Source organism: Streptomyces sp. NPDC045899 (assembly GCF_056431485.1).
The window spans coordinates 139,189-154,184 of sequence record NZ_JBWKKP010000007.1; the positions used below are offsets into that span (position 1 = coordinate 139,189).

At 71.4% G+C, this 14,996-nt stretch carries 14 protein-coding genes and 1 pseudogene; 10 read left to right on the forward strand and 5 right to left on the reverse strand.

The window, feature by feature from the left end; translation table 11 throughout:
• Window positions 1-45 precede the first annotated feature (45 nt).
• From atpA to AC07FT_RS13130, 5 genes are all read left to right on the forward strand, one after another.
• On the forward strand, window positions 46-1,617 hold the full coding sequence (gene atpA, locus AC07FT_RS13110; protein WP_479176330.1) for a F0F1 ATP synthase subunit alpha: 1,572 nt from the start codon (window positions 46-48) through the stop codon (window positions 1,615-1,617).
• Window positions 1,618-1,619: 2 nt separating this feature from the next.
• Window positions 1,620-2,534 carry a F0F1 ATP synthase subunit gamma gene (locus AC07FT_RS13115; protein WP_479176331.1) on the forward strand — a complete coding sequence of 305 codons (915 nt, stop codon included), beginning with the start codon at window positions 1,620-1,622 and terminating at the stop codon, window positions 2,532-2,534.
• Window positions 2,535-2,539: 5 nt separating this feature from the next.
• Window positions 2,540-3,982: a F0F1 ATP synthase subunit beta gene (gene atpD / locus AC07FT_RS13120; protein WP_471193693.1), complete on the forward strand. Its 1,443-nt coding sequence runs from the start codon at window positions 2,540-2,542 to the stop codon at window positions 3,980-3,982.
• Window positions 3,983-4,090: 108 nt separating this feature from the next.
• Window positions 4,091-4,468, forward strand: a complete 378-nt coding sequence (locus AC07FT_RS13125; protein ID WP_254738560.1) for a F0F1 ATP synthase subunit epsilon — start codon at window positions 4,091-4,093, stop codon at window positions 4,466-4,468.
• A gap of 118 nt (window positions 4,469-4,586) precedes the next feature.
• Window positions 4,587-5,039, forward strand: a complete 453-nt coding sequence (locus tag AC07FT_RS13130) for a DUF2550 domain-containing protein (RefSeq protein WP_471193691.1) — start codon at window positions 4,587-4,589, stop codon at window positions 5,037-5,039.
• Here AC07FT_RS13130 and AC07FT_RS13135 read toward each other — a convergent pair.
• Window positions 5,026-5,718 (reverse strand): response regulator, encoded by a 693-nt coding sequence (locus AC07FT_RS13135; RefSeq protein ID WP_479176332.1) that lies wholly within the window; start codon window positions 5,716-5,718, stop codon window positions 5,026-5,028. The two genes, AC07FT_RS13130 and AC07FT_RS13135, sit on opposite strands and share 14 nt — an antisense overlap.
• Window positions 5,715-6,968, reverse strand: a complete 1,254-nt coding sequence (locus AC07FT_RS13140) for a sensor histidine kinase (RefSeq protein WP_479176333.1) — start codon at window positions 6,966-6,968, stop codon at window positions 5,715-5,717. Before AC07FT_RS13140 ends, AC07FT_RS13135 begins: the two co-directional genes overlap by 4 nt.
• 164 nt (window positions 6,969-7,132) lie before the next feature.
• On the opposite strand from AC07FT_RS13140, the gene AC07FT_RS13145 reads away from it, so the two are divergent.
• Window positions 7,133-7,711 (forward strand): hypothetical protein, encoded by a 579-nt coding sequence (locus tag AC07FT_RS13145; RefSeq protein WP_479176334.1) that lies wholly within the window; start codon window positions 7,133-7,135, stop codon window positions 7,709-7,711.
• Window positions 7,712-7,786: 75 nt separating this feature from the next.
• Here the strand turns inward: AC07FT_RS13145 and AC07FT_RS13150 are convergent, their stop codons facing one another.
• From AC07FT_RS13150 to AC07FT_RS13160, 3 genes and pseudogenes are all read right to left on the reverse strand, one after another.
• A complete protein-coding gene (locus AC07FT_RS13150) occupies window positions 7,787-8,359 on the reverse strand; it encodes a cob(I)yrinic acid a,c-diamide adenosyltransferase (protein ID WP_479176335.1) in 573 nt (190 codons plus the stop codon).
• A 23-nt stretch (window positions 8,360-8,382) separates the two neighbouring features.
• A pseudogene (locus tag AC07FT_RS13155) lies at window positions 8,383-9,139 on the reverse strand (ABC transporter permease).
• A gap of 72 nt (window positions 9,140-9,211) precedes the next feature.
• A complete protein-coding gene (locus AC07FT_RS13160; protein WP_479176336.1) occupies window positions 9,212-9,994 on the reverse strand; it encodes an ABC transporter ATP-binding protein in 783 nt (260 codons plus the stop codon).
• 80 nt (window positions 9,995-10,074) lie between these two features.
• Between AC07FT_RS13160 and AC07FT_RS13165 the strand changes: the two genes are divergently transcribed.
• From AC07FT_RS13165 to AC07FT_RS13180, 4 genes are all read left to right on the forward strand, one after another.
• Entirely contained in the window at window positions 10,075-10,713 is a 639-nt protein-coding gene (locus AC07FT_RS13165) for a TetR/AcrR family transcriptional regulator (RefSeq protein ID WP_479176337.1), read from the forward strand.
• Between the two features lie 80 nt (window positions 10,714-10,793).
• On the forward strand, window positions 10,794-11,642 hold the full coding sequence (locus AC07FT_RS13170) for a 3-hydroxyacyl-CoA dehydrogenase family protein (protein ID WP_254738578.1): 849 nt from the start codon (window positions 10,794-10,796) through the stop codon (window positions 11,640-11,642).
• A 157-nt stretch (window positions 11,643-11,799) separates the two neighbouring features.
• The gene (locus tag AC07FT_RS13175; protein WP_254738755.1) at window positions 11,800-12,123 is read left to right on the forward strand and encodes an STAS domain-containing protein; all 324 of its coding nucleotides are present in this window, start codon (window positions 11,800-11,802) and stop codon (window positions 12,121-12,123) included.
• Between the two features lie 214 nt (window positions 12,124-12,337).
• Window positions 12,338-14,947: an ATP-binding protein gene (locus tag AC07FT_RS13180; protein WP_479176338.1), complete on the forward strand. Its 2,610-nt coding sequence runs from the start codon at window positions 12,338-12,340 to the stop codon at window positions 14,945-14,947.
• Window positions 14,948-14,996: the final 49 nt, after the last annotated feature.

The window sequence follows — 14,996 nt, forward strand, 5'->3', positions numbered from 1 at the left end:
CGTAGTCAGATACTTCGGGCCCAACAAGGAGAGCAGGGAACCCAGATGGCGGAGCTCACGATCCGGCCGGAGGAGATCCGGGACGCGCTGGAGAACTTTGTCCAGGCGTACAAGCCGGACGCGGCCTCGCGCGAGGAGGTCGGTACGGTCAGCGTTGCCGGCGACGGCATCGCGAAGGTCGAGGGACTTCCCTCGGCCATGGCGAACGAACTGCTGAAGTTCGAGGACGGCACCCTCGGTCTCGCCCTCAACCTCGAGGAGCGCGAGATCGGTGCGGTCGTCCTCGGAGAGTTCAGCGGGATCGAGGAGGGCCAGCAGGTGCAGCGCACCGGCGAGGTCCTCTCGGTCGCCGTCGGCGAGGGCTACCTCGGCCGCGTCGTCGACCCGCTGGGTGCCCCGATCGACGGCCTCGGCGAGATCGAGACCGAGGGCCGCCGCGCCCTCGAGCTGCAGGCCCCCACGGTCATGGACCGCAAGTCGGTGCACGAGCCGATGGAGACCGGCTACAAGGCCGTCGACGCCATGACCCCGATCGGCCGCGGCCAGCGTCAGCTGATCATCGGTGACCGTCAGACCGGCAAGACCGCGCTGGCCGTCGACACGATCATCAACCAGCGCGACAACTGGCGTTCCGGCGACCCGAAGAAGCAGGTCCGCTGCATCTACGTCGCCATCGGCCAGAAGGGCTCCACCATCGCCGGCGTGCGCGCCGCGCTGGAGGAGGCCGGTGCGCTGGAGTACACCACCATCGTCGCCGCCCCGGCGTCCGACCCGGCGGGCTTCAAGTACCTGGCCCCCTACACCGGCTCGGCCATCGGTCAGCACTGGATGTACCAGGGCAAGCACGTCCTGATCGTCTTCGACGACCTGTCCAAGCAGGCCGACGCCTACCGCGCCGTCTCGCTGCTGCTGCGCCGCCCGCCGGGCCGTGAGGCCTACCCGGGTGACGTCTTCTACCTGCACTCGCGGCTGCTGGAGCGTTGCGCCAAGCTCTCCGACGAGATGGGCTCCGGTTCGATGACCGGTCTGCCGATCGTCGAGACCAAGGCCAACGACGTGTCGGCGTTCATCCCGACCAACGTCATCTCCATCACCGACGGCCAGTGCTTCCTGGAGTCGGACCTGTTCAACGCCGGGCAGCGCCCCGCGCTGAACGTCGGTATCTCGGTCTCCCGAGTCGGTGGCTCCGCCCAGCACAAGGCGATGCGCCAGGTCTCCGGCCGCCTCCGTGTGGACCTCGCCCAGTACCGCGAGCTGGAGGCGTTCGCCGCCTTCGGTTCCGACCTGGACGCGGCCTCGAAGGCGTCGCTGGAGCGCGGTGCGCGCATGGTCGAGCTGCTGAAGCAGACGCAGTACGCCCCGTTCTCCACCGAGGACCAGGTCGTCTCCGTCTGGGCCGGCACCAACGGCAAGATGGACGACGTCCCGGTCGAGGACGTCCGCCGCTTCGAGCGCGAGCTGCTGGACTACCTGCACCGTGAGCACAAGGGTCTGCTGACCAGCATCGTCGAGGGCGGCAAGATGTCCGACGACACCATCGCGTCGCTCGGCGAGACGGTGGACACCTTCAAGCGGCAGTTCGAGACCTCGGACGGCAAGCTGCTGGGCGAGGGCTGAGCATGGGTGCCCAGCTCCGGGTCTACAAGAGGCGGATCAAGTCCGTCTCCGCGACCAAGAAGATCACCAAGGCGATGGAGATGATCGCCGCCTCGCGCGTCGTCAAGGCGCAGCGCCGGGTGGCGGCCTCGACTCCGTACGCCGGGGAGCTCACCCGGGCGGTGACCGCGGTCGCCACCGGCTCCAACACCCAGCACCCGCTGACGACGGAGACCGACAACCCGGCGCGGGCCGCCGTGCTGCTCATCACGAGCGACCGGGGTCTGGCCGGCGGTTACTCCTCCAACGTCATCAAGGCGGCCGAGCAGCTCACCCAGCGGCTCACCGCGCAGGGCAAGGAGGTCGACACCTACATCGTCGGCCGCAAGGGCGTCGCCTACTACGGCTTCCGCGAGCGCAAGGTCGCGGAGGCGTGGACCGGCTTCACCGACAACCCGACCTACGCGGACGCCAAGAAGATCGCGGGTCCCCTGATCGAGGCCGTGCTCCAGCAGACGGCCGAGGGCGGTGTGGACGAGCTCCACATCGTGTACACCGAGTTCGTGTCGATGCTGACGCAGTCGCCGGTCGACAGCCGGCTGCTGCCGCTCAGCCTCGAGGACACGGCGGAGGAGTCGGCCAAGAAGGGCGAGATCCTCCCGCTGTTCGACTTCGAGCCGTCGGCGGAGGACGTCCTCGACGCCCTGCTGCCGCGGTACGTCGAGTCGCGCATCTACAACGCCCTCCTCCAGGCCGCCGCCTCCAAGCACGCGGCCACCCGGCGGGCGATGAAGTCGGCGACCGACAATGCCGAAGAACTGATCAAGTCGCTCACGCGGCTTGCCAACGCGGCCCGCCAGGCCGACATCACCCAGGAAATCAGCGAGATCGTCGGTGGCGCGAGCGCTCTGGCCGACGCCTCTGCGGGGAGTGACTGACAACTATGACCACCACTGTTGAGACGGCCACGGCGACGGGCCGCGTCGCGCGGGTCATCGGCCCGGTCGTCGACGTGGAGTTCCCCGTCGACGCGATGCCGGAAATCTACAACGCGCTGACCGTCCAGGTCGCCGACCCGACGACCGAGGGCGCGACCAAGACGCTGACCCTCGAGGTCGCCCAGCACCTCGGCGAGGGCCTGGTCCGCGCCATCTCCATGGAGCCCACCGACGGTCTGGTCCGCCAGGCGGCGGTGACCGACACCGGCGACGGCATCACGGTGCCGGTCGGCGATGTCACCAAGGGCCGGGTGTTCAACACCCTCGGCAAGATCCTCAACGAGCCCGAGGCCGAGTCCGAGGTCACCGAGCGCTGGTCCATCCACCGCAAGGCCCCGGCCTTCGACCAGCTCGAGTCCAAGACCGAGATGTTCGAGACCGGTCTGAAGGTCGTCGACCTGCTGACCCCGTACGTCAAGGGCGGCAAGATCGGTCTGTTCGGCGGCGCGGGCGTCGGCAAGACCGTCCTCATCCAGGAAATGATCATGCGTGTGGCCAAGCTGCACGAGGGCGTTTCCGTGTTCGCCGGTGTCGGCGAGCGCACCCGTGAGGGCAACGACCTGATCGAGGAGATGGCCGAGTCCGGCGTTCTCCCGCAGACCGCACTGGTCTTCGGCCAGATGGACGAGCCCCCGGGCACCCGTCTGCGGGTCGCGCTGGCCGGTCTGACCATGGCGGAGTACTTCCGCGATGTGCAGAAGCAGGACGTGCTGTTCTTCATCGACAACATCTTCCGCTTCACCCAGGCCGGTTCCGAGGTCTCGACCCTGCTCGGCCGTATGCCCTCCGCGGTGGGCTACCAGCCGAACCTGGCCGACGAGATGGGCATCCTCCAGGAGCGCATCACCTCGACCCGTGGTCACTCGATCACCTCCATGCAGGCGATCTACGTCCCCGCGGACGACCTCACCGACCCGGCTCCGGCGACCACCTTCGCGCACCTCGACGCGACGACGGTGCTCTCCCGGCCGATCTCGGAGAAGGGCATCTACCCGGCGGTGGACCCGCTGGACTCGAACTCCCGGATCCTGGACCCGCGCTACATCTCGCAGGACCACTACGACTGCGCCTCGCGCGTGAAGTCGATCCTGCAGAAGTACAAGGACCTCCAGGACATCATCAACATCCTGGGTATCGACGAGCTCGGCGAAGAAGACAAGCTCACCGTCTTCCGCGCCCGCCGTATCGAGCGCTTCCTGTCGCAGAACACCCACGCGGCGAAGCAGTTCACCGGTCTCGACGGATCGGACGTTCCGCTGGACGAGTCCATCGCCGCGTTCAACGCGATCGCCGACGGTGAGTTCGACCACTTCCCGGAGCAGGCGTTCTTCATGTGCGGTGGCCTGGACGACCTCAAGGCGAAGGCCAAGGAGCTGGGCGTCTCCTGAGCCCCGTGCTCACGGAGAGGGGTGGGCCCGGTCCCACCCCTCTCCGAACGCCCGTTATTCTGTGACGAAAGCCCTGTCGTACCCGGCAGGTAGACCCGAGGAGCCACGTTGGCTGCTGAGCTGCACGTCGAGCTGGTCGCGGCGGACCGTAGTGTCTGGTCCGGCACGGCCTCCTTGGTCATCGCGCGCACCACATCGGGTGACATCGGCGTGATGCCCGGCCACCAGCCGCTGCTCGGTGTGCTGGAGTCCGGTCCGGTGACCATCCGTACGAGCGATGGCGGAACCGTCCTCGCCGCGGTGCACGGCGGGTTCATTTCCTTCGCGGACGACAAGCTCTCGCTGCTGGCCGAGGTCGCGGAGCTGTCCGACGAGATCGATGTCAAGCGCGCGGAGCGGGCGTTGGAGCGTGCCAAGGCGGAGGCGGACGCCGCCGCCGAGCGGCGCGCCGATGTCCGACTGCGCGCGGTGGCGGGAGTGCACTGAGCCTGTCACGTACGGTCGAGAACCTCAGCCGCGGACCTCGCTGGAATTTTGCTTCAGCGGTCCGCGGCTGAGGTAATGCAGGTGCGGTTTTCCGGATGACGCGAGGAGGTCGGTGAAGATGGTCCTCGCTCTGCTCGTGAGCGGCGTGGTCGTCGCGCTGGTGGTGGTGGGACTCTTCGTCTTCGGTCTGCGGCGGCGGCTGATCCAGCGCTCCGGCGGAACCTTCGACTGCTCACTGCGCTGGAGCCCGGACGGCGAGGGCCGGTCCGATTCCAACGGCAAGGGATGGGTGTACGGGGTCGCCCGCTACAACGGCGACCGCGTCGAGTGGTTCCGGGTCTTCTCCTACGCCTTCCGCCCCCGCCAGCTGCTGGAGCGCGACGCCATCGAGGTGCTGGAGCGCCGTACGCCCAAGGGCGAGGAGGAGCTCGCGCTGCTCTCCGACGCGGTGGTGCTCGCCTGTCTGCACCACGGCACCCGCCTGGAGCTGGCGATGAGCGAGGACGCCCTGACCGGCTTCCTCGCCTGGCTGGAGGCGGCCCCGCCCGGCCGCCGGGTCAACGTGGCCTAGGGCCTTCCACTCCCAGCTCCTGGGCCAGTACCGCGGCCTGTACCCGGCTGCGCAGGTCCAGTTTGGCCAGCACCCTGCTGACATGCGTCTTCACGGTGGCCTCCGCCATGGTCAGCCGTGCCGCGATCTGCGCGTTCGACAGCCCCTGACCCAGAGCGCCCAGCACCTCCCGCTCGCGCGGGGTGAGCGCGCCGAGCGCCGCCGCGTCGGCGCCGCCCGGGGAGGGCACCGAGCCCGCTCTGCCGAACTCGGCGATCAGCCGGCGGGTCACCGCCGGGGCGATCAGTCCCTCACCGCGGGCGACCGTACGGACCGCCTCGATCAGCGTCGCCGCGTCACTGTCCTTGAGGAGAAAGCCCGCGGCGCCCGCGCGCAGCGCCCCGAAGACGTACTCGTCGAGGTCGAAGGTGGTCAGCACCAGCACATCGGCGAGCCCCTCCGCGACCACCTCCCGGGTGGCCGACACCCCGTCACGACGCGGCATCTGCACATCCATCAGCACCAGGTCGGGGCGGAGCGACCGGGCCATGTCCACCGCCTGGAGGCCGTCGGTGGCCTCGCCGACCACCTCGATCCCGGGCGCCGACCCCAGGATGAGGACGAGCCCGGAGCGCACCGCGGCCTGGTCCTCGGCGACGAGCACGCGGACCGTCCGCGGCGGGGTGGTCGGCTGGGTCACTGCGGCTCCTGGTCGGTGGGGGAGTGGGCGGTCTCGGGGGCGTTCTCGGAGGTGAGCGGCAGGGTGGCCCGGACCCGCCAGACCCGGCCCGAGGGGCCGTCCGCCGGTCCGGTCTCCAGGGTGCCGCCGAGCAGCGAGACCCGCTCCCGCATCCCGATCAGCCCGCTGCCGGAGCCGGGCGCCCGGGGCGCCGCGCGGTCCTCGTCGTACGGGCTGGTGACACCGACCTCCACCGGGCCGTCCGGGAGACGGGCGAGGGTGACCTCCACCCGTCCGGGTCCCGCGTGCTTCAGCGCGTTGGTCAGGGACTCCTGGACGATGCGGTAGGCGGCCAGCCCGACCGGAGCGGGCAGCGGGGCGGCGCCCCCGGGGCGGTCATCGCGCAGGACGAACTCCTGGCCGCCGGAGCCCGCCGCGGCGGTGGCGCGCGCCTGGTCCAGCAGGGTGTCCAGGGCGTCCAGGGTGGGCGCGGGCGCGGGTGCGCCCCCGTCCCCGGCGTCGCGCAGCAGACCGATCAGCCGGCGCATCTCGGCGAGGCCGTGCACGCTGTTCTCCCGGATGACACCGAGGGCCTGTTCGGTGGCGGCGGCGTCCTTGAGGGAGAGCGCGGCGGTGGAGTGGATGGCGATGGCGGACAGGTGGTTCGCCACCATGTCGTGGAGTTCCCGGGCCATCCGGGCACGTTCCGCGGTGACCGCCTCGCGGCGGTCCAGTTCGGCCAGGAGCGCGGTCTGTTCGGCGCGCAGCCGTTCGGCGGCGGCGGCCTCCCGGTGCTCGCGGATGGCCCAGCCGGTCCAGGCGGGCGTCAGCGCCACCAGGCCGACCACCACGCCGATGAGCAGGGAGGCCGGGGTGCGGTAGACCGCGATCGGCACGACCGTGGCCACGACCGTCAGATAGACCGTGGCCAGCGGGATCCTGCGGGCCATCGCAGGGGTCCCGTACACCACCGCCGCGTAGAGCACATCGGTGAACATCACGATGGTGGCGATCAGCGAGCCCGCCAGCTGGTCGCCGGCGAGGGCGGGCACCGCCACGCACAGCGCGACCGCGGGGGCGGTCCTGCGCAGCAGTTCGGCCCCGGTCATCACCACCAGCGGGACCAGGGTGAGGGCCTCCGGTTCCCGGGGGAACGAATCCCCGCCTACCAGCCCGAGCGACCACAGGACGACTCCACCGACCAGTCCGGCGAGGCTGATCAGCACATCGTCGCGGTGCGGACGCTGGAGCGGACGGGGGCGGGACGGCATGACGCCCATCCCATCACGGGCGACGGCGGGTGATCCTCCGCTCGGGGGCGGGGCCGGGACAAGCCGGGGTACATCGAAGGATGCAGTCGGTTCTCATCGCCCGCGACGACGCGGCGGCCCGGATCGCACGGGAGCGTGGAAGGGGAGAGCGAGAGGAGCCATCCGTGATTGTCGCGCTGATCATCGCCTGTGAGGTCGGGTTCTGGGTACTGCTGGCCATCGGGCTGGGCCTGCGGTACCTGGCGAAGATGCCGAAGGCGAGCGTCGCGGTGCTGTTGTGCGAGCCGCTGCTGGAACTGGTGCTGTTCGTCGCGACCGCGATCGACCTCAAGAACGGTGCGGAACCGGACTTCAAACACGGGCTCGCCGCCGTCTACATCGGCTTCTCCGTGGCGCTGGGCCATCAGACGATCTCGTGGGTGGACGCCCGGGTGGCCCACCGCTTCTTCGGCGGTCCGCCGCCGGTGAAGCCGCCCAAGTACGGGACGGCGCGGGCGGTGCACGAGTGGAAGACCGCGCTGCGCTGGATGCTGGCGTCGGTGATCGCGATCGCGCTGTTGCAGGGTGCGATCTGGTACGTCGGGGACGACGGGGAGATCGGCTCGCTGCGCGAGTGGCAGACCAGGATGCTGTTCGTCATCGGCATCAACGCGGTCATCGCGATGAGCTACACGCTGTGGCCGAAGCGGGAGCCGGAGCGGGAGCGGACGCCGGAGCGGGTCCGCTCCTCGCTCCCGGAGTGAGGGCCGTCGTGGTAGGGGCCGGAACCGGGGAGCGCCCGGTTCCGGCCCCGTTCGCATCGTCCGGGCCGCGTGGTGTCAGCGGTTCTCGCCGGGCACCCACAGCACGTCGCCGACCTCCTTGTTGGCCGAGCGGGCCAGGATGAACAGCAGGTCCGACAGCCGGTTGAGATAGGTGGCGGTGAGCGGGTTCATGGAGTCCGCGTGGGTCTCCAGCGCCGCCCAGGTGGACCGTTCGGCGCGGCGGACCACCGTGCACGCCTGGTGCAGCAGCGCGGCACCGGGGGTGCCGCCGGGGAGGATGAAGCTGCGCAGCTTCTCCAGCTGCTCCAGGAAGCGGTCGCAGTCCGCCTCCAGCTTGTCGATGTAGCTCTGCTCGACGCGCAGCGGCGGATGCTCCGGGTTCTCCACCACCGGGGTGCACAGGTCCGCGCCCACGTCGAACAAGTCGTTCTGGACGCGGACCAGGACGGTGGTGAGCTCGTCGGGCAGCCCGCCCAGCGCGATGGCCACCCCGATCGCGGCGTTCGCCTCGTTGGCGTCGGCGTAGGCGGAGATCCGCAGATCGGTCTTGGCGGTGCGGCTCATATCGCCGAGGGCGGTGGTACCCGAGTCCCCGGTGCGCGTGTAGATGCGGGTGAGATTGACCATGGGCCCGAGACTACGCGCCGTGGCTAGGCCCCCGCCTGCCGGAAGAGCCGGGCGCCGAGGGTCACCGCCACCACCGCGAGACCGGTGGCGACCAGCGCGGCCACCGCGATCCTGCCGTCCCCGTACTCCCCGGCGAAGGCGGCCCGTACGCCGTCCACGAGGTAGCGGAACGGCACGGCGTGGGAGACCGCGTCGAGCCAGCCCGGCGCGAGCGACATCGGCAGCAGCACACCGGACAGCAGCATCGCGGGCATGGTGACGGCGTTGATCACGGGGGGCGAACTCCTGCGGGGTGGCCACCCGCATGGCCAGCGCGTACGACAGCGAGGCGAGCGAGATGGTGAGCACGGCGACGAAGACGAAGCCGATCGCCACCCCCAGCACCGGGGCCCGCAGCCCCATCACCACGGCGACGGCCACCAGCACCAGGGACTGCACCAGCAGCTGGACGACATCCTTGAGCACCCGGCCCATGAGCAGCGCCAGCCGGCTGACCGGGGTGACCCGCATCCGCTCGACGATCGCGAGGCGCTTCTCCAGCACCAGGCCGATACCCGTGAACGAGGCGCTGAACAGGCCGAGTTGGATGAGGATGCCGGGGACGATGAGCTGCCAGGAGTCACCGTCGCCGCTCAGCGGCAGATCCTCCAGCAGCGGTCCGAAGAAGACCAGGAAGAGCAGCGGCTGGACCAGTCCGAAGACCAGGGCGGGGGTGGAGCGCAGGGTCTGACGGGCGTACCGGCCGAAGACCAGGACGGTGTCGGACAGGACGTGGGGCACGGATTCCCCTTCCGGGAGGGCGGGTTGACCGCTGTGGACGGCTGCGCGGGGTGCGCGGGGGTGATGCGGTGTTCAGACGGTGAGCGGGGCGGTGTCACGCCGTGGGGAGCCGTGTCCGGTGATGGCGATGAAGGTGTCCTGGAGGGTCGCCCCCGGTGAGCCCCCGTACCGGGCCTTCAGCGCCGCCGAGGTGCCCTCGGCGGCGATCCGCCCCTGGTCGACGATGACCAATCGGTCGGCGAGCGCGTCGGCCTCGTCGAGGTAGTGGGTGGTCAGGAACACCGTGGTGCCGTGCTCGTCGCGCAGCCGGCGGACCAGGTCCCACAGCTCGGCGCGGCTGCCGGGGTCGAGGCCGGTGGTGGGTTCGTCGAGGAAGAGGATCCCGGGCCGGTGGACCAGGCCCAGGGCGATGTCCAGTCGTCGCCGCTGACCGCCGGAGAGCGCGCCGCAGGGGCGGTCCAGCAGCTCGGTGAGGGCCAGCTCCCCGGCCAGTTCGGTGGCGCGGTCGGTGGCCCGCTGCCGGGTGAGCCGGTACAGCCTGCCCTGGGTGACCAGTTCCTCCCGTACGGAGACGGTCGGGTCGACGCCGCCGGTCTGGGCGACGTAGCCGATGCGGCGGCGCACCCCGGCGGGGTCGTGGGTCAGGTCGTGGCCGGCGACGGTCGCGGTGCCGCCGGTGGGCGGGAGCAGGGTGGTGAGCATGCGCAGCGTGGTGGTCTTGCCCGCGCCGTTCGGTCCCAGGAAGCCGAGGATCTCCCCCGCTTCGACGGACAGATCGATGCCCCGTACGGCCTCGACGGGGCCGCGCTTGGTCCGGAAGGTGCGGGCGAGCCCGCTGGTGATGAGGACTGCCATGTCGCACAGAAAACCAGGGCCACTCCAAAATTGCAATGACTCCAAAAATAAAGCGACACCAGCGAAGCTAGGATGGGTCCATGGCGGAAGGGCTCAGGGAGCGGAAGAAGCGGCAGACCCGGCAGTACATCTCGGACGTGGCGACCGGGATGTTCCTGGAGCGCGGGTTCGAGGCGGTCACCATCGCGGAGATCGCGGAGGCCGCCGAGGTGTCCGTGAACACGGTCTACAACTACTTCCCGGCCAAGGAGGACCTCTTCTTCGACCGGGAGGAGGAGACGGTGGGACGGCTGTCGGGCTGGATCAGGGAGCGCGCGGTGGGCGAGTCCGCCGCCGTCGCCGTCCTGCGGGAACTGCGCGCCTCCCTCGAGGACGGCAGCTACGCCCCGCTCAGCCCGGGATTCGCGCGCTTCATGGCCGTCATCCAGGACTCACCTGCCCTGAGTCTGCGGATCATGTCGATGAACGAGCGGACCTGCCACGCCATCGGCGACACCCTGCGCGAGGAGACCGGTGCGGACCCCGGCGACCCCGAACCGATGCTGGTCGCCAGCCAGCTCGCCTGGGTGAACAGCGTGCTGTTCAACAGCGTCCAGCGGCTGATCGCGGCCGGGGGCGAACCGGCGGACGTGGCGCGCGAGGTACTGAGCCGTCTGGAGTTGGTCACCTCCCTCCTCGGGGAGCGCACGCTCAACTATGCGGCGAAGAACACACCGTGACGCGCCTTACTAAGGGCTGCCACGGAGGGTGAACGGGCGTTAAGGTCCGGCACATCAACGTCGATCGAAGGGTGTGTGTCGTGGCCAGGAAGCTCGTGGTCATCGGAGCCGGACTCATGGGGTCCGGCATCGCGCAGGTCTCGGCACAGGCGGGCTGGGACGTCGTGCTGCGCGATGTGACCGACGAGGCACTGCGGCGGGGTACGGACGGCATCCGGGCCTCGTACGAGAAGTTCGTCTCCAAGGGCAAGCTGGAGGCCGAGGCCGCCGAGCAGGCCCTCGCCCGGATCACCACCACCACCGACCTCGACGCCGCCGCCGACGCGGATGTCGTGGTCGAGGCCGTCTTCGAGAAGGTCGAGGTCAAGCGGGAGATCTTCCGGACCCTCGACGGGCTGGTCAAGGACGACACCATCCTCGCCTCCAACACCTCCGCGATCCCGATCACCAAGATCGCGGCGGCCACCGGGAGCCCGGAGCGGGTGGTCGGCACCCACTTCTTCTCCCCGGTGCCGATGATGCAGCTGTGCGAGCTGGTGCGCGGCTACAAGACCAGTGACGAAACCCTCGCCCGCGCACGGGAGTTCGCGGAGGGCATCGGCAAGACCTGTATCGTCGTCAACCGTGATGTCGCGGGCTTCGTCACCACACGTCTGATCGCCGCCCTCGTCGTCGAGGCGGCCAAGCTCCACGAATCCGGGGTGGCCTCGGCCGAGGACATCGACATCGCCTGCAAGCTGGGCTTCGGCCACGCGATGGGACCCCTCGCCACGGCCGACCTCACCGGCGTGGACATCCTGATGCACGCCACCGAGAACATCTACACCGAGTCCCAGGACGAGAAGTTCGCGCCGCCGGAGAGCATGCGCCGCATGGTCGACGCGGGGGACATCGGCCGCAAGAGCGGCGAGGGCTTCTACCGCTACTGACGGGCCCGGTTACCGCGCCAGGCCCAGGACTCACCCTCGCGGGTGAATTCGGTATCGGTTCGCTTACAAGCGGCAACTTCGTCGCGTGAGGGGCAGTCAGTTCTGTAGACAGAATGGCTCATTGACGACACACGACGCACCGAAGTGGGGAGTGCATATGCACATCAGGGGCGACCACACCGAGCTGGTCGTCGGGGGCCGACTGGATGTCCGAAGCGCGGCGGACGCCCGGACGGCCCTGCACACCGCTGTCGACTCCGGCGGTGGGGATCTGGTGCTGGACCTCACCGAGCTGGATTCCTGGGACGCCACCGGACTCGGCGTCATCATGGGGGCGCACCGGCGGGCGGGCCGGGCGGGGCGCAGGCTGGTCCTGCGCGGAGTCCCGCCCCAGATGCAGCGGCTGCTGGTGGCCACCCGGCTGCACCGCATCCTGGCCATCGAGGGCGGCCTCGAGGCCGAATCCCTGCCGCGCGTCTGAAACCCGCGGACGCCCGGCCTCTCGGATCCCGCCATGGCGCGGGCTCCGAGAGGCCGGGCGGCACCGGGGTGGCGTGCCCTCCCTCCCGGGGAGTGGATACTGTGAGAAGGTCTAGGGTTCGGTACCGCCGGGCCCTTTCCCCACGGCGGCACCGACCAGAGGCGACGGCGGGCCGGGGAGCCACACAGCACGCCACGCACTGGGGGCCATCACCATGGAGCCGATGAACCGCGGACCGGAGGAAGACGGCCGCGACGAGGCCGCTTCCCGTCCGGCCGAGTCCTCGCGCCCGGCGGACGGCCAGGGTCCGTCGGTCCTGCCCGCCCCACCGCCGGGCGATCCGCTCCTGCCGCATCTGGACAGCGACGCCCCGGCGCCCGCCCGTACCGCCCGGATCGTCTCCGGCGACCACCTGCTGACCGTCAACCCCGTCGACGGCAGCGAGATAGAACCCTGTCCGCCCGGTGAGCGGCCCGACCGGCCCGGGCGGCGCAGTGCCGAGGAGCGCGCCGAGCTGCGCAGGGCCGCCGCCCCGCCGCGCCCCTCCGGCACCGTCGTGCACGAGCTGCCCGTGCTGGAGCGCGAGGAGGAGCGGGAGCGGCTGTCCCGGCTGCTGGCCCGCGGCCGCTCGGTGCGCGTCACCGGTCCCTCCGGCGCCGGGCGCAGCGTCCTGCTGGAGGCCGTGGCCGCCGACTGTGAGCGGCTCGCCCCGGACGGCGTGGTCCGGCTGTCCGGCTACCGCCGCACCCCCACCGATCTCCTCCATGACCTCTACGCCGCCGTCTACCGCGCACCGCTCCACCGCCCCGACCGCGCCGGACTGCTGGCGGCGGTCCAGGAGATCGGCGCCGTGGTCGTCCTCGACGACATCGACTTCGGTGGCGCCGCGCTCGACGAGTTCCTCGACGCGACCCCCGAATGCGCCTTCCTGATCTCCGCCACCCCCGGGATCGCGGCGCCCTCCGCCGACTCGCACCTCGAAGAGGTCTTCCTCTCCGGCCTCAGCCGCACCGCCGGTCTGGAGCTGCTGGAGCGCGCCGTACGCCGGCCGCTGACGGAGGAGGAGGCGGGCTGGGCCGCGGACCTGTGGTTCGCGGCCGAGGGGCTGCCGCTGCGCTTCGTCCAGGCGGGCGCGCTGCTGCGGCGGCGCGAGGAGCGCGGCGGCGGACCGCTGCCCAGCCGCGCCGAGGCCGCCGCCCCCGCCGCGCTGCTCGCCGGGGAGCTCGGTGAGGCGGCCCGGGACGCCCTGCGGTTCGGGGTCGCGCTCGGCGGCGAACTGCCGCACCAGGCCCATCTGCCCGCGCTCACCGAGGACACCCACGCGGACGCCGCCCTCACCGAGCTGCTGGGCTGCGGACTGATCACCAGCGCCGGATCGCACTACCGGCTGGCCGCCGGTGTGGCCGACCAGCTCGCCGACGAGGGCTTCGCCGGGGACGCCGCGGAGTCCGCCGGGCGGGCGCACACCGTCGCCCAGCACTACGCCTGGTGGGCCGGACACCCCTCGGTCGCCCCCGACCGGGTGGCCGCCGAGGCGGACGCCATCCTCGGCGCCATGACCACCCTGGTCGCCGGCCGCGAGGCGGGCCACGCCGACGCCGCCGTGGCCCTGGCCCGTGCCGCCGCCCCCGCCTTCGCCGCCGCGCTGCACTGGGGTGCCTGGGAGCGCGCGGTGCGCCACGGCCAGGAGGCCGCCCGGCTGGCCGGACAGGTCTCCGACGAGGCGTACTTCCACCACGAGCTGGGCGTCCTCGCGCTGTGCACCGGCAATCTCGACCGGGCCCGCGCGGAGCTGGAGGCGTCCATCGGACTGCGCGGCGTCCTCGCCGACAAGCGCGGCACGGTCGCGGGGCGGCGGGCACTGGCCCTGGTCAGCGACCGTACGGCCGGATCGTCGATGGCGGGCGCGTTCGGCACCGCGGGGGGCGGCCGGTCGGCCGCGGGTGAGGAGGTCCCGGCGGCCCGGCACGAGGAGTCGGCCTCCGCGCCGGGCGCTCCGGGGGCCCGGGACGGGTCCGGTGCGTCGGGGGTGCCGGGCGTTCCGGGGGCGCGGAACCCCGATACCGAGATCACCGTCGTCACCCCGAAGGTGGCGGCGACCAGTCCGCTCACCTCCGTCGGTACGGCCGCGGCGGCCGGGACGGGCGCCCTCCCCGCGGTGACGGCACGGAACACGACCGGCGCACCGGGCTCGACGGGTGCACCGGACCCGACGGCGAAGGCGGGTGCCGCGGCCCCCGGCGGCCGTCCGCGCGGGCTGCGCCGCCTCACGGCGGCCGGTGCCCGCCGCAACGTGATAGCGGTGGCCTCGGGCGCGCTCCTGGTGGCGGTCCTCGGCACCGTGGTGACCCTGGGGATGACCTCCGACGACAAGGACCAGCCCGGCGACCGCGTCAAGCCCGACCGGACGGCGTCCCAGCAGGACGACGACGCCGATCTCACCGCCGACGAGCCGACCAGCGACACCGACCAGGACCCCCGGCCGGGGTCCACCGGGGTGCCGCAGTCGTCCACCTCGCCCAGCACTCCGGCCGACGCGACGCCCGGCACTCCGACCTCCCCGGACGACGACCCGTCGACCAGCGGTACGCCTTCGGAGACCGGCAAGCCCTCGTCGCCCTCGCCGGACCCCACGACCCAGCGCCCCACCCACCGGCCGACCCGGACGCCGAGCAGCACCCCGACGACACCGGACGACCCCACGGACGAGCCGAGCCCGACGACCTCGCCGTCCACCACGGCGCCGACGCCCTCGGGTCAGACCTCCACCACGGCAAGCGCGCCGACCACCTCCACCGCCCCGTCCTCGTCGGCCTCGGCCTAGGCCGTGTCCCGCCGGCCGCGCGGCGGGGCGGCCGGCAGGACAAGCCGAC